We start from the raw sequence: 23,896 nt of genomic DNA on the forward strand, positions 1-23,896 counted from the left end.
AGTTCTTGCGTTACCCTTCGCAGCCGCATTCCTTGGGCGCGGCGCCCGCCTGATCCAGCCTTCCCTTGAGCTGGCCGCAGGCGGCGGAGATGTCGCTGCCGCGGGAAGAGCGGGTGATCACGGTGACGTTTTTGTCCAACAGGTACTTGTGGAAGCGGTCGATCGATTCCTGGGTGGGGCATTTGAAATCGCACCCCTCGTGCTCGTTGAACGGGATCAGGTTCACCTTCGACGGGATGTTGCTGATCAGACGCACCAACCTCTTCGCGTCGTCAAGCGAATCGTTCAGATCCCGGATCATCACGTACTCCATGGTGATCCAGCGCCGGGACGGCAGCGGGAACGCCTTGCAGGCGGCAAGGAGCTCGGCCAGCGGGTAGCGGCGGTTAACCGGCATGATCCGGTTCCTCACCTCGTCAGTGGTGGCGTTCAGCGACACGGCTAAGTTCACGGTGCAGCCGCGCCCAAGCTCCGCCATCTCCGGTACCAGCCCCGAGGTGGAGACGGTGACCTTCCTGGTGGAGAACTGGAAGCCGTCCGGGTCGGTGAGGATCTGCACCGCCGGGATCACGGCCTTCAGGTTCGCCAAAGGCTCCCCCATACCCATGAAGACGATGTTGCTCACCGGCTGGTCGCGCTTCACAGCGCAGACCTGGTTCACGATCTCGGCCGTAGTAAGGTTGCGGGAAAGCCCGAAGCTGCCGGTAAGGCAGAAGGCGCACCCCATGGCGCAGCCGACCTGGCTCGAGATGCAGAGCGTGTTGCGCCCTTCGTCGGGGATGAGGACGCTTTCCACGGCGCTGCCGTCCGAGAGGCGGAATAGGTACTTCCTGGTCCCGTCCTCGCTCGCCTCCACCACCTCGGGCGTCAAGTTGCTGATCTGGGCGATCTCACCCAGCATCACCCGGAACTCCTTGGAGACGTTGGTCATCTCCTCGAAGCTTCCGGCGTCCATCTGGTAGAGCCACTTGAAGATCTGCTTGGCGCGGAAGCGCTCCTTGCCAAGTCCTGATATGTACGACTCGAGCCCCTGCAGGGTCAAATTCTTGATGTCTGTTTTCAGCATTGCCTTTTTGGATATAAAAAAGCCCTTCTAGCGAAGGGCTCTTGATCTGCCTCGACCAGTTGCGGCTTAGACCAGCTCGAGCTGGTTGAAGAAATAAGGGATCTCGTAGGAAGCGGACTCCGGGGAGTCGGAGCCGTGCACCGTGTTCTCCTCGATGCTGACGCCCAGCGCCTTGCGGATGGTCCCTTCCTCGGCGTTTGCCGGGTTGGTGGCGCCCATCAGGCCACGCCAGTCGGCGATGGCGTTCTCTTTCTCCAGCACCAGTGCGATCACCGGGCCGCGGGACATGAAGGCGCAGAGGTCGCCGAAGAAGGGACGCTCTTTGTGCACGTAGTAGAAACCCTCAGCCTGGCACTTGGAGAGGCGGATCTTCTTCATGCCAACGATCTTGAACCCGCCCTCTTCTATCATCGCCAGGACCTTCCCGGTGACGTTCCTCTCGACTGCATCAGGCTTTATGATGGCAAATGTTCTTTCCATTGCTTCCTCCGGATTCATTGTAGTAGACGACCGTTCTAATTAGCATTCCCGCCTCCCCGTTGTCAAGGCAAATAGGCGGGAGCAAATACAAAAAAAGCCCACAGATGACTCTGTGGGCTTCGTGAAACAGGGCGGCCCTGTTCCGAATTACTTGTGCTCAGCCGGTGCGGCCGGAGCTGCCGGAGCAGCCGGAGCGGTGGCGGAGGACATCGGAGCCTGTGCCGGTGCAGCCGGTGCAGCCGGTGCAGCCTGCTCAGCAGCCGGAGCCGGAGCCTCTTCCTTCTTCTTGCAGCCAGCAGCAAAGGACAGAGCCAGAGCCAGGCAAAGTGCCAAGGAGATCAGTTTTTTCATTGACGATATCACCTCTTTTCTTTTTAGATTTACCATTACTGCGCGAAGCGCACTGGTTTTTTGTGTCACAACAAAGGGCGAATATACTAGCATTCCCGCAAAAGTCAATACTTTTTAAAGGAAAGAAACGCAAAAAATTATTAAAGGACTCTGTCCCGGCTCATGGCGGCGAAAGTATGCGAACCGCCGTGCTTTTAGCGTCACCCCGGAGGCCGGCGCCGCCGGGACTCTCCGCGTTGCAGGATGCGGCTGGCGGGGGAAAAACGATGGTGGCGCAGGCCGGATCCCGCGCCACAGGCCGAACGACATATGCAGTACCCGCCGCTTCCCCCCCGGTTCGCGGCGCAGCCGCCGGAGAGTCCCGGAGAGCAAGGTTAATGCTTGTAAACTACGGGTAAATATATTATTTTAGGCAAATTAATTTCCGGCACCGGGTAGCCAGCGCCGTTAAGGGGGGCTCGTGAACGAAATGCTCAATTCCGCAGATAAAAAACTCCTTTTGCACCTAGCCAGGGAAGCCGTGACTTCCGCCGTCGAAACCGGGAAGGTGAAAGTCCAGCAGGTGACCGAGGCGCACCTGCAGGAACCCAAAGGGTGCTTCGTCACCATCAAGCGGCAGGGGGCGCTCAGGGGGTGCATCGGCAACTTCAACTCGGAGCAGCCGCTCTACCTGCTGGTGCAGGAGATGGCAGCATCGGCCGCCACCAGGGACCCACGCTTCTACCCCATGAAGCAAGAGGACCTGGCCGACTTCGAGCTGGAGATATCGGTGCTCTCGCCGCTGCAAAAGATCGAGACCCCCGAGGAGGTCGTAGTGGGAAGACATGGCCTGTACCTGGAGAAAAACTTCTCGCGCGGCGTGCTGCTGCCGCAGGTGGCAGTCGAGCACGGCTGGGACCGGGAGACCTTCCTGAGCCAGACAGCGCTCAAGGCGGGGCTTAAGAAGGAGGATTGGAAAGAGGGGGCGGATCTCTACGTCTTCACCGCGCAGATCCTCGCGGAGCGTCACTAAAGGCAAGTCCCCCCTCCCCCAGCGGGAGGGGGGAAGCGGGTGGGAGAAGGCGCCATCACCGGAGGGGGCTAAAACCCGGGAAGAGCCTTTCCAAGGCGGGGCATCCTTGTCATTACTATATTAGATACAAAAAAAGGGGGCGCCATGAGCGCCCCCTTTTTTGTTTCTGCAGCTTCCTGCTTACATCTTCCTGCCGCCCTCGGCAGCCCACTTCTCGAGCATGTCGGTGGTGACGGACTTCGGACGCTCGATGGCGTAGCCCAAGCCGCGGTCCCAGGTGATGTTCGCCATGCAGCCCAGGGCGCGCCCCACACCGAAGAGAACGGTGTAGAAGTCCCACTCCTTGAGGCCGTAGTACCACTGGATGACGCCGGACTGCGCGTCGACGTTCGGCCAGGGGTTCTTGGTCTTGCCGTGCTCGGTGAGGACGCCCGGTGCGGTCTCGAAGATCATTGCGACCAGCTTGAACAGCGGATCGTCCTTGAGGCCCGGGGTCTTGAGGCAGAACTCGCGCTGCGCGGTGTAGCGCGGGTCGGTCTTCCTGAGAACGGCGTGGCCGTAGCCCGGAACGACCTGGCCTGCGTTGAGGGTATCCCAGAGAGCCTTGGTGACGTTCTCTTTGGTCGGCTCTGCGCCGTTGAGCTTCTTCTGGAACTCCATGATCCAGCCGAGAACTTCCTGGTTGGCCAGGCCGTGCAGCGGGCCTGCCAGGCCGTTGAGGCCTGCGGAGTAAGCGTAGTACGGGTCGGAGAGAGCGGAGTGCACCAGGTGAGTGGTGTGAGCCGAGACGTTGCCGGACTCGTGGTCGGAGTGGAGGATGAAGTACATCCTTGCCACGTCCTTGTACTGCTCGCTCTGGCCGATCATGTGGGCGAAGTTAGCGCCCATGTCGAGCTTCGGATCGATGCTGATCTGCTTGTCGCCGCGGTATTTGAGGTTGTAGATGAATGCGGCGAGAACCGGGATACGGGCGACGATGTCGCTTGCGTCCTCGTAGACGTACTCCCAGGCGTCCATCTTGTTGAACTTGCCGCCGCTGTAGAACGCAGCGAACTTGGAGTCTTTCTGCATCGCCATGATACCGACGGAGAGCATGACCATCGGGTGGCTCTCTTTCGGCAGCGCGCGGACTGCGGCGTAGACGTACTCGGGAACGACCTGACGGGTCTTGAACTCGGCCTCAACTGCTGCGACCTGAGCCGGGGTCGGGACTTCGCCGGTCAAAAGGAAGTACCAGAAAGACTCGACGGTCGGATACTCGGAGCCGGCAGCTTTGGGCAGCGCTTCGAAGGTCTCCGGGATGGTCTTGCCGCGGAAACGGATACCTTCCTGCGGGTCGAGGTAGGAGATGTCGGTGACCAGCGACCTGATGTCGCGGGCGCCGCCGATGCACTGACCGATGTCCACCTTGTCGATGACCACCGAGCCGAACTCTTTGGTCAGGCGGGTGATACGGGGACGGTGGGCTTGGATCTTCTCAAACAATTTCTCTTTTAATTGCGTCATGTGCCAGATCTCCTTTTCTGTTGGGGTTGAGGTACACAATCTTTGAATTAAAACGATCGAATCGCCCGCTGACACCGTGCCGGTCGAATGAAACCTCGGCCGGATGCGCTCGGAAGGTATACTGTATACAAAGAGTTTTCAAATGTATACCAAAGCCAACCGCCAATTTCAATACAAAAAATCCTGTTTTACTATTTTGCATACATTTTAATTGAAGTCAGAGCAGCACCAGCTCCTGTCTGGAGAAGGTCAGCCTCTTAAGTCCCTGTTCCGAGAGATAAAAGGAGTTTTCTATGCCGACGGCCCCTTCCCCGGGAAACACCAGTTTCGGCTCGAAGGCAAACGCCATCCCGACCTGGAGCGTCTCCGCTTCGAAGCCGCGGGCGATGAAGGGGTACTCGTCGATCTCTACGCCGAGCCCGTGGCCGATGAAGGGGACCTGGCTTCCGGGTGTCCCCATGAAGTTGTCCGCGTACCCCATTTCGCGGGCAAGATCGAGGCAGGCGTGGTAGATCCCCCCCCAGCTCCCTCCAACCTCGGCCATCTGCACCATCAGTTCCTCTATGCGCAGCATGTCTTCATACCCGCGCCGCATCCGGTCGGAGACGGAGCCCAGGGCGAAGACCCTGGTCTGGTCCACCAGGTAACCGTCGAAGCAGCTGGCGAAGTCGACCACGACCGGCTCGCCGCGCCGGATCCTGTTGTAGCTTGCCCCGTGGCCGAAGGCGGGGGTAAGTCCCATACCCCCAAGGGGGGTGTTGCTCGCGGCGGGCGCCGCGGCATCAGGACCGGCCAAGACCTGGAAACCGCCCACCTCGCCGTTGAAGGCCCGCATGCGCACGTACCCCTGGTGCCCCTCCAGGCGCGAAAAGCGCTCAAGTTCCGCGGCAAGCTCCACCTCGCAGATCCCCTCGCGGATGTACTCGGCCGCCTTCTTGTACACCTTGTCCGCCTGGTTGCCGGCGTCCTGCATGATATGGATCTCGTAATGCGACTTCACCATGCGCACCCGGCGGATCAGGGGCGAGGCGTCGACCAGTTCGGCCTCGGGGTAGAGGGCGCGGTATTTCAGGTAGAGGTTGACCGGGAGGACGTCGAGCTCGAGTCCGAGCCTTTTCGGGGCTTTGTGACCGTGGTCCGATACCAGGCCTGGGAGGTCGTTCAGGGAGGGTGCAGGAAACACTTCGGCCAGCGCGCTTTCCATGCGGGCCCGGAGGTAGTTCCTGCGTACAAGGTACAAGGGGCGGCCGGAGACGGGAACGTAGAGGTTCCCCGCCTGCGCCGTGCCGGTGAAATAGAAGAGGTCCGCATTCTGGACCATGATGACCGCGTCGAGTCCCGCGCCGGCCATCTCGCTTTGCAGCTTTCTGTAGCGGTACTCCAGCTCGTTTTTTGGCGTCAGCCGCATCACTTCCTCCTTCTCCTTTCCATGATGTTCATGAAAAGGAGAAGGAAAGATAACTCACAAAGCCCCCGCCGTCAACAGATGGCCAGTGATACCGGGAGGTTATTGGTTCGACGCCCCGTTTTTCACTGGTTTTCCTCAAGTTGCAGTTCCCGTATCGCCATTTCCCGCAGCTTGAACTTCTGGATCTTGCCGCTGGCGGTCATCGGGTAGGAATCGACGAAGCGGACGTACTTCGGGATCTTGTAGTTGGCGATCCGGCCGCGGCAGAACTCCTTTACCTCCGCCTCGGTCATCTCGCTCCCCTGTTTCAGGACGATGGCCGCCATCACCTGCTCGCCGTACTTGCGGTCCGGCACCCCGTAGACCTGGACGTCCGAGATCTTCGGGTGGGTGTAGAGGAATTCCTCGATCTCGCGCGGGTAGATGTTCTCGCCGCCGCGGATGATCATGTTCTTGATCCTGCCGGTGATCTTGCAGTAGCCGTTTTCGTCCATGACGGCCAGGTCGCCTGTGTGCAGCCAGCCGTCGGCGTCGATCGCCTTGGAGGTCTCCTCGGGCATCTTGTAGTACCCCTTCATCACCAGGTAGCCGCGGGTGCAAAGCTCCCCCTGCTTCCCCGGCGGGAGCTCCTGCCCGCTTTCGATATCCACGATCTTCAGTTCCACGTTGGGGAGCACCCTACCCACGGTGGAGACCTTGAGCTCGATGGGGTCGTCGGTGCGGGTCTGGGTGATGACCGGCGAGGACTCGGTCTGGCCGTAGGCGATGGTGATCTCGCTGGCGTGCATGTCCCGGATCACCCGGCGCATCACCTCGATGGGGCAGTTGGAGCCGGCCATGATCCCGGTCCGAAGCGAGGTGAGGTCGAACTCGGAGAAGCGGGGGTGTTCGAGCTCGGCGATGAACATGGTGGGAACCCCGTGCAGCGCGGTGCAGCGCTCCTTTTCCACCGCCTGGAGCACCTTCAAAGGATCGAAGATCTCGACGGGGACCATGGTGGAGCCGTGGGTGACGCAGGCCATGACGGCTAAGACGCAGCCGAAGCAGTGGAAGAAGGGAACCGGGATGCAGAGCCGGTCCTTCTCGGTGAAGCGCATGCACTCGCCGATGTTGAAGCCGTTGTTCACGATGTTGTGGTGGGTCAGCATCACCCCTTTCGGGAAGCCGGTGGTGCCGGAGGTGTACTGCATGTTGATCACGTCGTGCACCGAGAGGGTCTTTTCCACCGCGGCAAGCTCCGCGTCCGGGACCTCGCGGCCTAGTTCCACGATGCTCTCGAAGTTGATGGTCCCGGCGGGGGCGCCTTCCTCCAGGAAGACCACGTGCTTCAAAAACGGCAGCGCCGCGCTTTTGAGCTTTCCCGGCTCGCTTTGGGCAAGCTCCGGCACCACGTCGGCCAGGGTCTGGATGTAGTCGGTGTCCTTGAACCCCTGCACCAGGAACAGGAAGCTGGAATCGGACTGCTTCATGATGTACTCGAGCTCCGCCGACTTGTAGCTCGTGTTGACGGTGACGAGGACGGCCCCGATCTTCGCGCTGGCGAACTGCAAAAGGATCCATTCGGGAACGTTGTAGGCCCAGATGGCGAGATGGTCCCCCTTCTTCACCCCCATGCGCAAAAGCCCCTTGGCAATCTGCCGGCAGCGCTCGTTGAACTCGCGATAGCTGTAGCGCAATCCCCTTTCCACGTAGATCAGCGCCTCATTGTCGGGGAACTTCCCCGCAATGTCGTCCAGCAACGCCCCGACCGTCAACTCTATCTGTTGCGACATGGGAAACCCTCCTTGTAACCTTGCGGCACACCTCATCAGGAAATCAAGTTCCTGTAATAAAAAGGTTTTACCAATTAACACAGCGTCTACGGCATGTCAAGACATAGAATGGGGGCAGCCCCCGCGGAAAGGCGGGCGCCATCTCCGGCCAGGCCGGGACCCTTTATCCGCGAGCCGCAGAAAAAGCTTGACAGAATTTCCCGCGGCCACGACCCACTTTACGCTAAGCAGCTGAAATCATTAAGGCAGTGTTTGCAACAGCGTTACATTTTCGCTGTCTATTTTTTAGGCAATCTGCAGATGCTGGCAATTTGAAAACATTTTTCCCGTCTCTCCACCCCTTTTCCACAGCGCTATCCACAAACGATGTGGACGCCAGGCGGCTCACCCACTTTCTTGCAGTCAAACCGGCGACTTGGATCAAAAAAGGGCGCTGCCGGCGCTCCCGCGGCAGGGGACCATGACGTATACGGTGTTCGAAACCCCGCCCCGGCAGTGCGACCGGCGGGTCGTTAAGGAAGGGTACTCTGATAACCTGCGGGAGTTCATTTCGGTGAGGTCCGGATACTCACGGCCACAAAATCCCAGGGTGGGGAAAAACGCGCGGGACTGCGCCTGGAGAAGCGGGGGGAGGGAGTTTTTACAGCACCCCGTTCACCACGTTCTGCGGTTTGCCCGAGAGGAAGGAGGCTATGTTGGCGGCGGTCACCGCCATGAGCCTGCGCCGGGCGGATAAAGTGGCCCAGGCTACATGCGGGGTGATGATGCAGTTTCTTGCGGTAAGGAGCGGGCTGTCCGCAGGTATCGGTTCGCTCGCGGCGACGTCGACCGCGGCGCCGGCGATGCTCCCGCTGTTCAGGGCCTCTGCCAGGTCCCGCTCGACGACGAGCCCGCCGCGCGAGGTGTTGAGAAAAAGCGCGTGCGGCTGCATCAGCGCGAGCATCCTTTGGTTCACCATCCCTTCGTTCTCGGCGCTCAGCGGGCAGTGCAGGCTCACCACGTCTGCCTCTTTGAAAAGCTCCTCAAGGCCGAGCCAGCGCAAAGAGACCCCCTCGGGCGCCACCCGGCGCCTCGGGTTGTGGGCGAGCACCTCCATCCCCAGCGCATTGGCGATCTGCGCCACCCTTCCCCCGATCCTCCCCAGCCCTACGATACCGATCTTCCTGCCGCTAAGTTCCGTCAAAGGCTCGCCCACCAGGGTGAAATCCGGGGAGGAGGACCACTCGCCGCGCGCCACCGCCTCATGATAGCTGGCCACCTTGTTGGTGAGCTCCAAAAGGAGGGCGATGGCGTGCTGGGCCACCGAATCGCTGCCGTACTCAGGGACGTTGACCACCGGGATACCGAGCTGTGCGCTTTTTTCCAGGTCCACCACGTTGTACCCGGTAGCCAGGACGCAGATGAGCCTCAGTTCCGGCAGCGCCTCCAGGGAGGCCGCGGTAAGCCGCGTCTTGTTGGTGAGCAGTATCTGCGCCCCGCGGGAGCGCTCCACTACGAGCTCCGAAGGGGTGCGGTCGTAGAGCGTCAGCTCGCCTAAGGCCGCCACCTCGTCCCAGGGGTTGTCGCCCGGGTTCAGCGTGTATCCGTCCAGGACCACTATCTTCATGGGCTCCTCCCTCACTGCACCACGGCACCGCCAGAAACCACGAACTTGACGGCATCCTCAACCGTCATGCCGCAGTCGTGCACCTCGGCTTCCTTGAAAAAGAGGGCGAAACCCGAGGTCGGGTTGGGCATGGTCGGGACGTACACCACCACGAGCTTCTCCCCCTGGCGCTCCACCTCTGCGGTCACGAACCCCACCGCGCGGACCCCGGGTCTGGGCCATTCCACGAACACCGCGCGCCGGTAGGATGATTTCCCCTCCTTGAACACCTGCGTCAACTGCTTGCTGGAGCCGTAGATGGACTTAACCACGGGGATCCTGGAGAGGAGCTGGTCCCACCACCTGATGATCCTGGTCCCCATGACGTTCGTGGCGAGCGCCCCGGAAAAGTAGATGACGATGGCGCCGGTCAGCATCCCCAGACCCGGGATGTGGTACGGGTTGTCCAGAAAGACCGACAAAAGCGAGTCGAGATAGGTGCCGAGTATGCCGTCGGCGAAGTTGAAGAGGAACTTCAGTATGAATATGGTGATGCCGAGCGGAACCACGACGAAGAGCCCGGTGATGAACCGCCCCTTGAAGTGCCTGATTATTTTCTCCATTACCGCCTCCAAAGCTTCGGGTTTGCGTTTGGGTTATGCATCAAAAGCAGACGCAATGTCAATGGGTTTCCCAACCGGCTCCTCCAGGTGAGGCGAAGGCTTTGCTCCGGCTCGACTCCCCTTCCCCCCAATAGCAGTTGACATCTCCCTCGGCAGAAATTACAGTATCAGGCTCCCCACTATCCGCGCGATTTTACAGATAAAGGCTCTACCGATGTCAAAAAAGGTCTTCGCCGCATTTGCAGCACTCTTCCTCCTCCTTTCGCTCGTCTTGATGCTCCCCCTTTTGGACCGGGAGGAGCGGGCCAAAAGAAGCGAGGCGGAATACCTCGAGATGTTCCGCGAGGTGGTCGGCATCGTCAAGCAAAGCTACGTGGACAAGGTCGACGACAAGAAGCTCATGGCCGGCGCCATCAACGGCATGCTGGCGGCGCTCGACCCCCACAGCCTCTACCTCCCCGCCACCGACTACACCGAGATGAAGGTGCACATGGCAGGCGCCTTCGGCGGCCTCGGCATCGAGCTCGAGATGCGCAACGGCAAGCTCATGGTGAACGCCCCCATCGAGGATACCCCCGCCTTCCGGGCCGGGATCCAGTCCGGCGACCATATATGGACCATCGACGGCAAGCCCACCGCGGACCTTAACATCAACCAGTGCGTGAGCCGGATGCGCGGGACTCCGGGAACCTCGGTCACCCTCGGCATCCTGCGCGAGGGAAACCCTGCCCCGCTCACTTTCCGCCTGGTGCGCGCCGTCATCAAGACAAAGAGCCTGAAAGGGAGGCTTTTAGAGCCCGGCTACGGCTACATCCGGATCGCAGAGTTCCAGGAGCGTACCGGCGAAGACTTCGAGAGGGCCTTGAAGACGCTTGCAGCCGACAATGGAGGCCCGCTCTCCGGTCTCGTGCTGGACCTGCGCTTCAACCCGGGAGGGCTCGTGGACCAGGCCTACCGCGTCGCCAACCGCTTCATCGGCGAAGGGCTCTCCTCGGGGGTCATCGTCACCACCAAGGGGCGCGACCCCTCGATGGAGAGAAGCCTCACCGCGACCATCGGCGACAAGGAACCCGGCTACCCCATGGTCGTGCTCATAAACGGCGGCAGTGCCAGCGCCTCGGAGATCGTCGCCGGCGCGCTGCAGGACCACAAGAGGGCCGTGATCATGGGAACCCAGAGCTTCGGCAAGGGAAGCGTGCAGTCGGTGATGACCCTGGAGAACGGGGACGGCCTCAAACTCACCACGGCACGCTACTACACCCCCAGCGGGCGCTCCATCCAGGCCAAGGGGATCACGCCGGACATCGTGGTGGAGTTCGCGAAGCCTGCCTCCAAAGATAAAGAGAAGGAAAAGGGCGCCGGGAAGGAGCCGGAGATCCGCGAGGAGAACCTTGAGGGGCACATGGGCGAGGCACCGGCGCGCCCGGCGAAGCAGCCCCCCGCCAACCCGCACCACGGCATACCTGCCGCTCCGCAGCAAAAGCAAAGCGGCAAGGAGGTGAAGGAGCAGGATCTCTTGAAGGGGGACAACCAGCTGGCCCGGGCGCTAGACCTCCTCAGGGGAGTGAACCTCATCAAAGCGAGCGGCCGGCGTTGACGGCCGATCTCGACCTGGCGGGCCGGACCCCGGACCTGCTCGTCATCCTGGGCGCCACCGCCTCCGGCAAGACCAGGCTCGGGGTGCAGCTGGCAGGGGTGCTGAACGGCGAGATCATCTCCGCCGATTCGCGCCAGGTCTATTGCGGCATGGACCTTGGCACCGGGAAGGACCTGCACGAGTACCAGGGAATCCCCTACCACTTGATCGACGTGGCCCAGGCGGGGGAGGAATTCAACCTCTTCCGGTTCCAGCGGCTCTTCCTCACAGCCTTCACCGACGTCAAAAGCCGCGGCGCCTTCCCCATCCTCGTGGGTGGGAGCGGCATGTACCTCGACTGCGTGCTGCGCGGCTACCGCCTCCCCGAAGTGCCGCAGGACCCGGCATTAAGGGAGGAGCTGGCGTCCCTCACCATGGAAGAGCTCGCCGCGCGGCTGGTCCGCTCCAACCCAAGGCTCCACAACAGCACCGACCTCACCGAACGCGCCCGCCTGATAAGGGCGATAGAGATAGCCGAGCACCAAGGCGGGGGAAGCGACGACTGGCCCGTGCTCACCCCCTTAACCGTGGGGATCAGGTGGGAGCGAGGAGAGTTGAGAAAGCGGATCACGCAAAGGCTCCAAGAGCGGCTGGAGCAAGGGATGGTCGAGGAGGTGGCAAGGCTGCACGCCCTTGGCGTCACCTGGGAACAGCTCGAGTTCTACGGGCTCGAGTACCGCTACCTCGCGCGCTACCTGAAGGGCGAACTCCCCAGAAACGACATGTTCCATAAGCTCAACAGCGCCATACACGACTTTGCCAAGAAGCAGGAGAACTGGTTCAGGAAGATGCAGACAAAGGGGACCGTCATCAACTGGGTCGAAGGTGGCGGCGATCCTTTGGCAGAGGCACTGGAGCTGATCAGGAGGGCGGGACTCTAGCTGACACATAATTATTGACGTAAACAGTGTGGTATGCTACGACAAAAAGCGGACGGAGTTGTAGTTGTTCTCCTCCGTACTGAAGCCCAGGGGGGTACCGATGTTTTCAAGGATCAAATCGGACATACAGGCAGTATTTGACAGAGATCCGGCGGCAAGAAGCGTGCTGGAGGTGATCTTCTGTTACCCCGGGCTCCACGCGATCTGGTTCCACAGGATCTCGCACTGGTTCTGGAAGCACGAGCTCTGGTTCCTGGGACGCTTCACCTCCCACATCGGCCGCTTCCTGACCGGCGTCGAGATACACCCGGGCGCGACGATAGGCAAAGGTTTCTTCATCGACCACGGCATGGGGGTGGTGATCGGGGAGACCGCCGAGATAGGGGACAACGTCACCCTGTACCACGGCGTCACCCTGGGGGGGGTCAGCTGGGAGAAGGTGAAGAGGCACCCGACATTGATGGACAACGTGGTGATCGGCTCAGGCGCCAAGATCCTCGGTCCCTTCACCGTCGGGAAAGACAGCAAGGTGGGGTCGAACTCGGTGGTGGTGAAGGAAGTCCCCCCGAACTCCACCGTGGTGGGTATCCCCGGCCGCGTGGTGATGGCCACCGAGAAGCCGCAGGAGCGCCTGGACCTGGAACACGGCAAGATGCCCGACCCGGAGGCCAAAGCCATCTCCTGCCTCTTCGACCAGATCCGCGAGCTGGAAAGGAAATACGCGGCGCTCGCCGCCGAGCACGAGCAGCTCAAGAAGAAGCTGGGGTAAAGCAACTCACCGTTCGCTGCGCTCACTTGAAGACGCAAAGCCGCAAACAGCACACACCAAAAGATAACGCAGAGCATGTCAACAACGGCCAAGGCGATAAAGAGGATGGAAACCGTCTCTGTTTCCATCTTTTCTTTGCGCCTTGGCGTCTTTGCGTGAGACAAAGGATTTATGAGTAAGACAATCGCCATCACCACCCTCGGCTGCAAGATCAACCAGTTCGAATCGGCCGCCATGACCCAGGCGCTGGAGCAAAACGGCTACAGCATGGTCCCCTTCTCTGAGAAGGCGGAAATCTACGTCATCAACAGCTGCACCGTGACGGCGAAGACCGATGCCGAATCGCGCCGGCTGATCAGGCGGGCCACCCGAATGAACCCGCAGGCGCGCGTGGTCGTCACCGGCTGCTACGCGCAGATGAACGGCGAGGAACTGCTGAAGCTGGCCGGGGTGAACCTGATCCTCGGCAACAGCGAGAAGAAGGGGATCGTCTCCTTCCTCGAAGGGCTCGACGGGGAACCGCGGGCCGTGGTGAGCGACATCTCGCTTGAAAAGACCGGGGAGACCGCCCCCCTGGAAAGCTTCGCCGAGCACACGCGAGCCTTTTTGCAGGTTCAAAACGGCTGCGACGCACGCTGTGCCTACTGCATCGTCCCTTACGCCAGGGGGGCCAGCAGGAGCGTCGCCGTCAAGGAAGCACTCGACGGCATGGCCGCCTTCGCCGCCCAGGGTTTCCAGGAGGTGGTCCTGACCGGCATCCACCTGGGGGCCTACGGCCTCGACCTCGCCCCGCCGACGGACTTATTGGGGCTGATGGAAAAGGCGCAAGAACAGGGGCTGGTGCGGCGCTTGCGCATCGGCTCGGTTGAGCCGACCGAGGTATCGCGGCCAATGATCGACTTCATGGCCCGCTCCCCCATGGTCTGCCCGCACCTGCACCTGCCGCTGCAAAGCGGCTCGGACAGCGTCCTCGCCCGCATGAACCGCGGCTACGACACCGCCCTCTTCCGGCAGGTGGTGCAGTCGCTCGTGTCGGCGCTGCCTGAGGTCTGCATCGGCTCCGACGTGATCGCCGGGTTCCCCGGAGAGAGCGAGGAGGAGTTCGAGGCGACCTACCGCTTCATCGAATCGCTGCCGCTTGCCTACCTGCATGTCTTCCCCTTCTCGCAGCGCCCGGGGACCCCGGCTGCGACCATGACCCCGCAGCTAAACCCCAGGGTGATCAAGGAGCGTGCCGAGGCGCTCAGGGCACTGTCGGAGCAAAAGAAAACTGACTACGCCGCGGGGTTTGTCGGTAGCGAGCTGAAGGTGCTGGTGCAAAAAGGGGAGAAGGGGCTTTCCAGGAACTACCTGACGGTGCTGCTCGAAGAAAGCCAGGGGCTGGTGAACCGCGAGGTGACGGTACGGGTGACCGGCGCCAAGGGGGGCGAGCTTTTGGGGCGGGTGTTCAAGGAAAGCTAGACGGCGAAGGTGAAGGTAGCCCCCTTCCCCAGTTCGGCCTTGGCCTCGATCTTCCCTCCGTGACGGGTGATTATCCTCCTGGCTATGGCAAGGCCGATCCCCCGGCCCGGAAATTCGTTCTGGGCGTGCAGCCTCTGGAAGGGGGAGAAGAGCTTGTCCGCATAACCCATCTCGAAGCCGACCCCGTTGTCCCTGACCGCGCAGGCGGGACGGCCGTCGAGCTCGGTGGCGAATACCTCGACCAGCGCCTCGTCGCCGCGGGGTTCGGTGAACTTCCAGGCGTTGCCGATAAGCTGCTCCAGCACCACCTTCAATAACCGCGCGTCCCCGCGCACCATCATCCCCTCCGCCACCTCGAAGGAAACCTTTCGCTCCGGCTGGGACCGTGCCAGCTGTGCCGCAACCTCTCCAGCCAGTGAGCTCAGGTCCATGCTCTCCTTGACCAGCTTTCCCCTGCTGTGACGCGACAGCTCCAAAAGCGCGTCGATCATGTCCGTGAGACGCAGGGCCGACTTCCTGAGCCGCTCCAGGTACTCCTTCCCGGTATGGTTCAGCTTCGCGGCGTACTCCTCGATCAGCGCCTGGCTGAACCCCTCCAAGTGCCGCAAGGGGGCGCGCAAATCGTGGGATATCGAGTAGCTGAACATGTCGAGCTCCCGGTTGGCGGCCTCCAGTTGCGAAGTACGTTCCACCACCCTGCGCTCAAGTTCTCCGTTCAGCCTGAGCAGGCTTTCGTTGGTTTCGGAAAGCTCACGGACCATCTCCTCAAGCTTCCCTGCCACGAGCTGGCTGTAGTTCCTGAGGAATTCCTCCTCCCGCCACGGCTTTTGCTCCTCGGCAGGTTCGGCTGGCTCCGCCGCCAGGAGCCTTCCCACCTCATCCCAAAGCTCCTCGGGACGCATGGGCTTTACCAGGAAGGCGCGGGCCCCGAGCGAAGTCGCCATTTCCGCCTCGCGGCTCCCGGTGTAGACGGCGGAATAGAAGATGAAGGGGATGGACCTGAGATCCTGGAACTCCTTGATCTCGTGAAGGAATTGAAACCCGTCCATGACAGGCATGAGGCAGTCTGAGATGATCAGGTCCGGCCTCTCCGCCGCAGCCAGTTCCAGCCCTTTTTTGCCGTTGGAGGCCTCCACGACCTGGCAGCCGTGCCATTCGAAGTTGTAGCGGATGATCTTGCGATCGTTGCGGGAATCGTCGACGACTAGCACCTTCATCCGTACCCCCGATACCCCCCTGTCCAGGCCACCCGTCAGCGGTCCTCTCAAGGCAAGCTTTGGAGGCATCCGGAGCGGCAGGTGACAAAACCGCGCAGATACCGCGCCGCGGCCGATCAACAAATGTTAAAGATGATACCAATGGGTTATTGATTTGCAATTGAAGAGGCGCCAAAGGGGGGCGCATGCATCGGGGGAAGCGGCCCCCTTCCCTCCGGGATGCGAAGGAAAGGGGCCAGGGGAATAAGCTTGAGGGTTTACGGCTTCAGCTGGTTCAGCATGTCGGCTGTGCGCTCAAGGTCGGAAAGATCCCTGAACTCGCGGTAACCGTCGACCCCGTCCGGGTCCAATCCGCGATAGAACCGGGGGCGCTTGGCCTTGAGCCCCCCGAGGAGCTTTCCGGTAGCGTAGTCTGCCGTCTCTAGCTCCTGCGCCCTGAACTTCAACTGCAGCACCAGGCTGTAGCCCAGTTGGAAAAGCCTCTTCAACTGCTCGCTTGCCAGTATCCCGGCGGCCTTCTGCTCGTCTCCAGGCGCCAGCCTCTCCAGCGCAATGTTCAGGTAGCCGCTTACCCTGTGCAATACCTCCAGCATCGCTTCGGGCTCTTGGAACGCCTTTCCTTCCGCGACTAGCGCGCTGTTGACCAGGTAGTTCAGTTCCTGGAACAGGGTAGGCGTGGCGGCCAGGGCGAGCGCGCGGGAAAAGAAGGTCCCCTCGTCGGCGCCAACCGGCACCAGTTGTCCCCCCTCACCTGCCGGGCTCAATTCCTTACCACCTTCCAGTTGGAACTGGTCCGGGTTCACCCGCGCATAGACGGAGAGCGCCTCGTCCAGCGGAGGGAAGCCCAGGTCCTGGAGCCTTCCGGTGCGGAACCTCTGACACTGCTCCTCCAGCTCCAGGTCGACGTCCCCCTTGGCCCCTTCCATCAGGGCGGTGTAAAGGGGGTTGTCCAGCTTGATCAGCATGGAGAGGAAGTCACCGACCAGCTGGCTGTGCTTTTGGTTCTTGAAGTTGATCATGAAGACGCCGTCGAAGGTGTGATCGTACTCGGAGAGGCGCTCCTGGTCGTTGGACTGGTCGCCGACCCCCCCGCCGACCTCGATCTCGCGGCTCAGGAAAAGCTGCAGCAGTTCGAAGTCCAGCTGCTGCAACAGCTCGTGAACGCGCGGCTCTCCCCCTTCCATGAACTTCTCCAGCCAGTGGTGCACCTGCTCCTCGGAAAAAGTCCACCCGTCCCACGTCTCCATGTCGAGGATGAAGACGCACTGCTCCGCGGAAGCCGCCTGCAAAAGTTCCAGCGCGTCAGCCTCGCCCACCTCCTTTACCATCCAGAAAAATTCCTGGGGCTCAAGGGTGGCGGCCACCCTCTTGGCGTTCGGGTCGGCGATGATCAGGTCCATCTTCTCCCGCGCCGGCACCGTCTTCAGGTACTCGCGCTTCTTCTCGAGCGGAAGCGCCTGGAAATCCGACTGCGAAAGCCTTGCTGCAACCAATTTTCTGTTTTCAACACTTGCCAATATGCGACTCCTTTTTTTTCAAAACCCGGTTCGAAGTTCAAAGTTTGAAGTTCAACGTTCGAAGTTCAGATTGATCTGCCGTTATCCGCGTCATCCGTCAAATCCGCGTGCGATGCCTCTGGGGTTTCTAGATGATCCCCTTTTTCATCGCCTTCTTATAGCCGCAGCTTCTGTGCAGCCATTTCAGATCTTTCACCAGCTCGGGGGTGAGCTCCACGCACTCCGGGAAGATCTTGAAACGCTTCTGGTAGATCTTGCAGCGCCTGGTGTCGATATCGAGGTAGCGACAGGGGGTCGAGGTGAACAGGATCCTGCCATCCTCGTCCTCGATCTTTTCAAAACAGCAGAGGCCGCATTGCTCGCAAAGCCCCTCCCATTGTTCCCTACTAAGCTTGCCTCCTGACATCGCTCTCCTCCCCTCCCCTTAACGCGACCAGCCGCGGGCCCTACTGCTCGGATGCTCCCAGCGGGATGGTGACGGACCCTTTCGCGCCGGAAAACCTGACGCTGTTCTCAAGTATCTGCTCCACCTTGTAGCCGTCTACCACAAAACCCTGACGGACCGGCCGGCCGTTCACCATGGCGAAGCTTGACTGGCTGTCGTTTTGCCAGGCTATGCCGGTCACGCGGATCTCCTGGATGGACTTGTCCCCGGCCACCTGGCGCGGCGGGCCCGCCACCGGCGCAACCGGCACGGCAGCCGGACGAACTGGAACCGGCGGCGCCGGTACCTTGACAGAGATAGGCGCCCTGACAGCCTGTTTGGCAGACTGTTTAGGGGCGGCAGCAACCTGCTGTTTTCGCACCGGTGCCTGTGCCTCATGCCTTGCTTGTTCGGGCTTTAGCGCTGCCGGCTTTGCGGGCGCTTTTACAGGCGCCGGTGCCGCCGGCGCCGCGATGACCGCAGAAGCCGGTGAAGGAACCGCTTTGGCGGCGGGGGCGGCAGCTTTGGCGACCGGTTTAGCAGCGGGTTGCGGCGCCGTTGCCACGATCGGGGCGGGAAGGGGAGCCGACTTCCCGAATCCCCCCATGATGGTGTAGGTGATGAGCGTGGCGACTGCCGCGCCACCCAGCGACCAGGCCGGGATCACCCAGGCCGGCCTGCGCTCGCGCTTTCTCCCCAATCCGGCGGTGCCGGTATTGCGCTTCTGGTTTTGCGCGTCCTCCACCTTCTCCAGCGCCTTAAGTATAGAACTCATAGAGATCCCTCAGTTGATCTGATCTTAGTTGAACCAGCCCGGCATACGCCCGAAAACGCGCGTTAAAACCCTGGCTGCTATGCCGTAGGGAGTGCGCCCGGCCACCTCTGAAACAGCCTGCGCCGCCATGCTGCCCGATACGATGCGGCTTTCGTGGGTGAAGCCGATGAGAAGGGCCCGGTCGCAGACGACGTTCACGAGCCTCGGGACGCCGCCGGAGAAACGGAAGATCCTTTTCAGGGCAGCGTTGGAAAACTCGGCGGCGCGGTGGCACCCGGCAAGTTCCATGCGGTGATCTATGTAGCGGCGGGTACTGTCGAAATCCATCGGGAGCAGGTGGTAGCGTACCGTGATGCGCTGGTTCAACTGCCTCAGTTCCTCGCGCGCCAGCACCGCCAGCAGCTCGGGCTGTCCGGAAAGGACGATCTGGATCAGCTTGTCCGTCTCGGTTTCCAGGTTGGAGATGAGGCGGATCTGTTCCAGCACCTCCGGGGAGAGGTTCTGAGCCTCATCCATGACCAGCACCACGCTGTGCCCGGCGGCCTTTTGCTCCAGGAGAAATTCGTTCAATACCTGCAGCAGGTCGACGCGGCTGTCGCTGTCGCAGGAAAGCCCGAACTCGCGGTTTACGCTTTTGAGGAGTTCCAGCGAGGAAAGGCAGGGGTTGAAGATGAGCGCCGTGCGGTGTCCCCTGCCGTCCAGACGGTTCAAAAAGGTCCGCAGCACCGTCGTCTTGCCGGTGCCGACCTCGCCGGTCAATTCCACGAACCCAACCCGGCTTTCCACCGCGTACAAGAGATGCGCAAGCGCCTCCCTGTGGTGGTCGCTTAGGAAAAGGAACCTGGGATTGGGGGTGATAGTGAAGGGGCTTTCCCGGAAGCCGTAGAATTCGCAGTACATGGCGGCACGCGTCCTTTGGACTGGTTCGATTTTCAGGCCAGTGAATATAGCGCGAATCTCTCGATAAATAAAGGGGAAACCCGGGGGATAGGGACTAGGGGCTGGGGGCTGGGAGGGGAATATTGGCAGATTGAAACGATAAGAAGAGAAAGAGGATCCTTACTCGCGCTCCATGACCCGATAAACGCGATGGTGGGCTTCAGTATCGGCCCTGTGGGCTGATAGATCGGCGGCGACGGCGTCGATCTTCTTGTTCAAAGTATCGATCTTGAAATCAACCAAATCAAAGCGCTCGTCGGTCTTGCGGCTCAACTCCCGGATTTCATTGCGGAGCACCGCATGCCCTTCCAGCACCAAGTCGAACTTGCCGTTCATCTGTTCCAGAATGACTTCAAGATTTTCTTTTTTCATGCATCGCCCCCAGAAACCACCTGAAGGACTATGCCACACTGCCTTACTGAAATCAAGGAGCGCCTGGCGCGGACGTCTTACCTTCGCTCCTTGGTTGCTTGCGAAAATGAACGAAGAGTTTGATCGGCAGTTATCGTTTTTTGAATCCGCGTAATCCGCGTGCTATGCCTTTGCCGTGTTTTCTCAGTATTTGTAGGAAAGCTCCGCGCGTACGAGCTGGTTCTTGCGGCTCTCCCCCTGGCGCAGTTCCAGGTTGTCGATCCACTCGTGCCCGTACATGACAAGCGCGCTCCATTCCCCCTGCACGGGAAAGCTCCAGAAGGCGCGCAGCGCATTCCTGCGCTCGACAGCCTGCATGCCCCCGGCAGGATCGAAAGCACCCGTTGCATCGACGGTCACCTGACCATGGTCTCCGCGCGTGCCGTGCATCCCTTCGAGAGCCAGGTTGTTCCTGACCGAGAACCAGTGGCTGTAGCGCAAGAACCACTCCTGGGCCGCCCCCCCCTGCGAGTGCCCGATCGGGAGCCCGTGGTACAGGTAACCCTCGGGGAAGGTCCCGTTGGCGTACAGTATCTCGTTGCCGCGGAAGTATTCGAAGCGGAGGTCGTCCCGCCCGCTCTCGGTCAGGGCAGGGATGAAGAAGCCGGCGACGTAGCTCTCGACGATGGGCCAGAACGCCGCGGCGTCCTCCCCCGAGAACTCGCCGTACAGCTCGCTGTTTCTAAGCCAGGGGAGCCTGAAGCGGAGGTCCGCCCCAGCCACGGAGTTGGAGTTGTCCTGGCTAAATCCGCCGATCAGGCCGCGCACGTTGTCCCCGAGGCCGTTTCTCACCCCGGGGCCTCCCACCTGGCGCCCCAGGTTGATGCCGAACTCGATATTCTGCGTCGGCTTCATGGCCAGCTTCGCCGCCAAAAAGTACGGCTCCCTTTCCCTGCCGTCGGTCACCGTCTTGTCCAGCTGGGAGAAGATCAGGGTATATTTCAGGTCCCAGAGGTACTTGCTGGAGACAAGCTCAGGGCTCGAGAGTTTCACAAGATCCATGTTGCGCGCGTTGTTGGTAAAGGTGATGGCGCCGCGGTATCCCGGTCCAAGCCAGTTCTCGTCCCTCCCGGCCTCAAGCTCCAGCCCCTTGCCGCCGAACTTCAGATAGCCCCGGTTCAGGCGCAGCGTCGCCTCATCGGTCTCTTCCGACCAAAGGAGCATCGGCTCGACGAGCAGGGTCCCTTTCGCCCCCCAGTAAGCCTCGCCGCTGCCGCGCAGATCGAGGTTGGAGCCGGAGTGGTAGGCCACGCCGTCGTTGTTCTCGAAAAGCGGGGTCCCCTCCGAGCCGCGCTGCTGGGTCGGATGAGGATAACGTGTCGCCGGCCTGAGGCCGCTGCCGATGCCGAAGACGCCGTCGTTGCCGGCGTCGTGCACCGCGCGGAAATAGCTCCTGGGCTTACCATCCAGATGGACGTAGCGAAGGCGTGCCGAGGCGAGGGGCTGGTACTCCAGAGTATTCGCCTTTCCTTCGTCGCCGTAAAGAGCAGCCTCGCGCGGCAAGAGCTCATTCAAGCGTTGTACCATTTCAACCGCAAGGCGCGGGTGGTCGCCGGAGGCAAGTCGCGCTTCCGCCTCCCTCGTGAGCCTTACCGCCTCGGCTTTGGAGAAGGGGCGGATCCCCTTGACGTCGCCAGAGACAAGGCCATAACCCGAGAGCTTTTCCAGGTACAGATAGATGGGGCTGTCCAGGGGGATGTTCGCAGAGGAAAGGGCAAAAGCGGAAGAAGCGAAGCTTGTGATACCGACGACGAGTGCTGCCAGGAAAAATCTCATAAAATCCAATCTCACGCAAAGCCGCAAAGGCGATAAAAAAATAGAGGCTTGAACGGCAGGTCAGAACCATCGCACGCGGATGACGCGGAAACAAAATCCGTAACGTCTGATTAAACTATGCAATGAGATTAATCTGCCGTTATCCGCTTTATCCGTTAAATCCGTGTGCTACGCCGTTGATTCGGTTGTTTAGGCTGCGGAGCCCTCTTTCGAGCTTAGCCGCAGGTTCCTCACCAGGGTGAGCTTCTGCGGCGGGAAGAGGTCGGGCCGGACCCTTTGGAAAGCAAAAGGCGGCGCCACCTCGAAGTCGTAACGCGGCACGAACTCCGGCACTATGCACCGCAAACATTTCAGCAGTTCCCCGATGTCCTGGTTCCTGGCATACCCGAAAAGCTCCTCCAGATCCCGGCTCACCTTCCTCAGGTCGGTTTCCACCGGAGCCATCACCCGTATCTTCTTGTGACTCGTAGGCTTGACCCCCTCCCCGTCTATCAAAAGCTCCTCGAACAGCTTTTCTCCAGGCTTCAGCCCGTTGAACTGGATGTCGATGTCCTTGTAGGGGATGAAGCCGGAAAGCCTGATCAGCTCCTCGGCCAGCGAGAGGATCCGCACCGGCTCTCCCATGTCCAAAACGAAGATCTCGCCGCCGCGTCCGATGCAGCCGGCCTGCATCACCAGCTGCGACGCCTCAGGTATGGTCATGAAATACCGCACCACATCCTTGTGCGTGACGGTCACCGGTCCACCGTTTCTGATCTGATCCTTGAAGAGGGGGATCACGCTCCCGTTACTCCCCAGGACGTTGCCGAAGCGGACCGTGGTGAACTTGGTCTGGCTCTTAGCCGCCAGGGCCTGCACGTAGATCTCCGCGCTGCGCTTCGTAGCCCCCATGACGTTGGTGGGGTTTACCGCCTTGTCCGTCGAGACCATGACGAAGTTGCGCACCTTGGTCTTGTGCGCCGCGTCCGCCACGATCTTGGAGCCGAGGACGTTGTTCAGCACGGCCTCGGCCGGGTTGTACTCCATCATGGCGACATGCTTGTAGGCCGCGGCATGGAAAACGACGTCGGGGGAGAACTCGTCGAACACCGCCTCCACGCGCTCCTGGTTCTTCACGTCCCCGACCATAGGGATGAGGCGCAGGTCCGGGAAGGCTTTGGCAAGCTCCTTCTCGATGTAGAAAAGAGGGGTCTCAGCGTGGTCGAAGAGCACCAGCTTCGCGGGCTTGAAACGTGCCACCTGGCGGCAGATCTCGCTGCCGATGCTACCTGCCGCGCCGGTCACGAGGACCCGCTTGTCGGTAAGGTAGTTGCGTAACGCGGTCTGATCGAGGAGCACCGGGTCGCGTCCCAGCAGATCCTCGATCTCCACGTCCTTGATCTGGTTCATGGAGACATTGCCGTCGACGATGGCGGTGATCCCCGGAAGGGTCTTGAAGCGGGCCTTGGTCCTTTCGCAGTTGGCGATAACCCGGCGCATGAGCTCGTTGTTGCCGGAGGGGATGGCGAAGATGACCTCCTCGATGGCATGTTTTCGCACCAGGCCGCGCAGATGGCCGGTCCCCCCAAACACCTGCACTCCCGACAGGCGCAGCCCGCGCTTTTCCGGGTCGTCATCCACGAAGCCTATGACGTTGTAGGCTGCATCCGGGTGTTTACGGATCTCGCGGAGCAAGAGGTTCCCCGCCGCCCCGGCGCCTACGATCAGCGTCCTCTTCCCCTTGCTCAGTCGGGGCGTCAGATTCGTTTCACGGTACACACGCCATAGAAGCCGGCTTGCGGCGACCAGCGAGAAGAGCAGGAACCAGTCCAGGAAATATATCGAGCGCGGCATGGCGAAAGGGCCGTCTTTGAAGATGATAATGCAGGCAGATAGGATAGAAGAGAGAGTGACGACCTTGAAGATCTCGTACGCGTCCTGGAGCGACGCGTAGCGCCAGATGCTTCGGTACATGCCGGAGGCAAGGAACAGCACGGGCTTGACCACCATCACGACCATGAGTCCCTGGAGAAAGGAGTCCATCCGGTGGGGGGGAATTTGGAAATCGCCTCGGAGCAGGAAAGCGAGGGAAATAGCTGTTGCGATGAGAAAAACGTCGAGGAAAAAAACCAGGAACCTTCTAGCGCGAAACATGCCCCCCCCATCCCCATGGAATAAAAGTTAAGCCAAACTAAACTCCAGCACATTAGCCAAAGCAGACAGATGACTATAGCACCAACTCTGCGAAAAGCAAACGCTAATCTCGTTAGTGGGGGCAATAGACGGCAAACCAAGATCGCCTCACTCC

The 23,896-nt window shown here is 60.8% G+C and carries 21 protein-coding genes; 5 read left to right on the forward strand and 16 right to left on the reverse strand.

From position 1 onward, the window contains the following. Nucleotides 1-10 precede the first annotated feature (10 nt). From rlmN to GEOBRER4_RS12655, 3 genes are all read right to left on the reverse strand, one after another. Entirely contained in the window at nucleotides 11-1,066 is a 1,056-nt protein-coding gene (gene rlmN / locus GEOBRER4_RS12645; RefSeq protein WP_185242599.1) for a 23S rRNA (adenine(2503)-C(2))-methyltransferase RlmN, read from the reverse strand. Nucleotides 1,067-1,132: 66 nt separating this feature from the next. Beyond that, nucleotides 1,133-1,546 carry a nucleoside-diphosphate kinase gene (gene ndk, locus GEOBRER4_RS12650; protein ID WP_085812276.1) on the reverse strand — a complete coding sequence of 138 codons (414 nt, stop codon included), beginning with the start codon at nucleotides 1,544-1,546 and terminating at the stop codon, nucleotides 1,133-1,135. A gap of 147 nt (nucleotides 1,547-1,693) precedes the next feature. Beyond that, entirely contained in the window at nucleotides 1,694-1,897 is a 204-nt protein-coding gene (locus GEOBRER4_RS12655) for a hypothetical protein (RefSeq protein WP_012530088.1), read from the reverse strand. A 460-nt stretch (nucleotides 1,898-2,357) separates the two neighbouring features. Here GEOBRER4_RS12655 and amrA point away from each other — a divergent pair, with 460 nt between their 5' ends. Beyond that, complete coding sequence (amrA, locus tag GEOBRER4_RS12660) at nucleotides 2,358-2,909, forward strand: AmmeMemoRadiSam system protein A (protein ID WP_185242600.1); 552 nt, start codon at nucleotides 2,358-2,360, stop codon at nucleotides 2,907-2,909. A gap of 180 nt (nucleotides 2,910-3,089) precedes the next feature. On the opposite strand, the gene GEOBRER4_RS12665 is transcribed toward amrA, so the two are convergent. The 5 genes from GEOBRER4_RS12665 to GEOBRER4_RS12685 form a co-directional block, all read right to left on the reverse strand. Continuing rightward, nucleotides 3,090-4,415 (reverse strand): citrate (Si)-synthase, encoded by a 1,326-nt coding sequence (locus GEOBRER4_RS12665; RefSeq protein ID WP_085812273.1) that lies wholly within the window; start codon nucleotides 4,413-4,415, stop codon nucleotides 3,090-3,092. A 217-nt stretch (nucleotides 4,416-4,632) separates the two neighbouring features. Further along, the gene (locus GEOBRER4_RS12670; protein ID WP_185242601.1) at nucleotides 4,633-5,823 is read right to left on the reverse strand and encodes a M24 family metallopeptidase; all 1,191 of its coding nucleotides are present in this window, start codon (nucleotides 5,821-5,823) and stop codon (nucleotides 4,633-4,635) included. Nucleotides 5,824-5,945: 122 nt separating this feature from the next. Beyond that, a complete protein-coding gene (locus tag GEOBRER4_RS12675; protein ID WP_185242602.1) occupies nucleotides 5,946-7,595 on the reverse strand; it encodes an AMP-binding protein in 1,650 nt (549 codons plus the stop codon). A 640-nt stretch (nucleotides 7,596-8,235) separates the two neighbouring features. Beyond that, complete coding sequence (locus tag GEOBRER4_RS12680; RefSeq protein ID WP_185242603.1) at nucleotides 8,236-9,201, reverse strand: D-2-hydroxyacid dehydrogenase; 966 nt, start codon at nucleotides 9,199-9,201, stop codon at nucleotides 8,236-8,238. Between the two features lie 11 nt (nucleotides 9,202-9,212). Continuing rightward, nucleotides 9,213-9,803, reverse strand: coding sequence for a DUF502 domain-containing protein (locus tag GEOBRER4_RS12685; protein WP_185242604.1), 591 nt, complete (start codon nucleotides 9,801-9,803; stop codon nucleotides 9,213-9,215). Nucleotides 9,804-10,017: 214 nt separating this feature from the next. Here GEOBRER4_RS12685 and GEOBRER4_RS12690 point away from each other — a divergent pair, with 214 nt between their 5' ends. The 4 genes from GEOBRER4_RS12690 to mtaB all read left to right on the forward strand — a co-directional run bounded on the left by GEOBRER4_RS12690 (nucleotide 10,018) and on the right by mtaB (nucleotide 14,550). Then, nucleotides 10,018-11,400 (forward strand): S41 family peptidase, encoded by a 1,383-nt coding sequence (locus GEOBRER4_RS12690; protein WP_185242605.1) that lies wholly within the window; start codon nucleotides 10,018-10,020, stop codon nucleotides 11,398-11,400. After that, nucleotides 11,397-12,320 carry a tRNA (adenosine(37)-N6)-dimethylallyltransferase MiaA gene (gene miaA, locus GEOBRER4_RS12695; RefSeq protein WP_185242606.1) on the forward strand — a complete coding sequence of 308 codons (924 nt, stop codon included), beginning with the start codon at nucleotides 11,397-11,399 and terminating at the stop codon, nucleotides 12,318-12,320. Before GEOBRER4_RS12690 ends, miaA begins: the two co-directional genes overlap by 4 nt. Nucleotides 12,321-12,420: 100 nt before the next feature. Continuing rightward, nucleotides 12,421-13,089, forward strand: coding sequence for a serine O-acetyltransferase (gene cysE, locus GEOBRER4_RS12700; RefSeq protein WP_185242607.1), 669 nt, complete (start codon nucleotides 12,421-12,423; stop codon nucleotides 13,087-13,089). A 171-nt stretch (nucleotides 13,090-13,260) separates the two neighbouring features. Continuing rightward, complete coding sequence (gene mtaB, locus GEOBRER4_RS12705; protein WP_185242608.1) at nucleotides 13,261-14,550, forward strand: tRNA (N(6)-L-threonylcarbamoyladenosine(37)-C(2))-methylthiotransferase MtaB; 1,290 nt, start codon at nucleotides 13,261-13,263, stop codon at nucleotides 14,548-14,550. Here the strand turns inward: mtaB and GEOBRER4_RS12710 are convergent. From GEOBRER4_RS12710 to GEOBRER4_RS12745, 8 genes are all read right to left on the reverse strand, one after another. Further along, nucleotides 14,547-15,767: a hybrid sensor histidine kinase/response regulator gene (locus GEOBRER4_RS12710; protein WP_185242609.1), complete on the reverse strand. Its 1,221-nt coding sequence runs from the start codon at nucleotides 15,765-15,767 to the stop codon at nucleotides 14,547-14,549. The two genes, mtaB and GEOBRER4_RS12710, sit on opposite strands and share 4 nt — an antisense overlap. 257 nt (nucleotides 15,768-16,024) lie before the next feature. Further along, nucleotides 16,025-17,284, reverse strand: coding sequence for a DUF6178 family protein (locus GEOBRER4_RS12715; RefSeq protein WP_185242610.1), 1,260 nt, complete (start codon nucleotides 17,282-17,284; stop codon nucleotides 16,025-16,027). A gap of 127 nt (nucleotides 17,285-17,411) precedes the next feature. After that, the gene (locus tag GEOBRER4_RS12720) at nucleotides 17,412-17,690 is read right to left on the reverse strand and encodes a YcgN family cysteine cluster protein (protein ID WP_185242611.1); all 279 of its coding nucleotides are present in this window, start codon (nucleotides 17,688-17,690) and stop codon (nucleotides 17,412-17,414) included. Nucleotides 17,691-17,730: 40 nt separating this feature from the next. Further along, entirely contained in the window at nucleotides 17,731-18,483 is a 753-nt protein-coding gene (locus GEOBRER4_RS12725; protein ID WP_185242612.1) for a hypothetical protein, read from the reverse strand. Between the two features lie 24 nt (nucleotides 18,484-18,507). Then, entirely contained in the window at nucleotides 18,508-19,383 is an 876-nt protein-coding gene (locus GEOBRER4_RS12730; protein ID WP_185242613.1) for an ExeA family protein, read from the reverse strand. A 159-nt stretch (nucleotides 19,384-19,542) separates the two neighbouring features. Continuing rightward, complete coding sequence (locus tag GEOBRER4_RS12735; protein WP_185242614.1) at nucleotides 19,543-19,794, reverse strand: hypothetical protein; 252 nt, start codon at nucleotides 19,792-19,794, stop codon at nucleotides 19,543-19,545. Between the two features lie 183 nt (nucleotides 19,795-19,977). After that, complete coding sequence (locus GEOBRER4_RS12740; protein WP_185242615.1) at nucleotides 19,978-21,609, reverse strand: capsule assembly Wzi family protein; 1,632 nt, start codon at nucleotides 21,607-21,609, stop codon at nucleotides 19,978-19,980. A 189-nt stretch (nucleotides 21,610-21,798) separates the two neighbouring features. After that, complete coding sequence (locus GEOBRER4_RS12745) at nucleotides 21,799-23,742, reverse strand: polysaccharide biosynthesis protein (protein WP_185242616.1); 1,944 nt, start codon at nucleotides 23,740-23,742, stop codon at nucleotides 21,799-21,801. Nucleotides 23,743-23,896: the final 154 nt, after the last annotated feature.

The organism is Citrifermentans bremense (assembly GCF_014218275.1).
GTDB classification, from domain to species: domain Bacteria; phylum Desulfobacterota; class Desulfuromonadia; order Geobacterales; family Geobacteraceae; genus Geomonas; species Geomonas pelophila.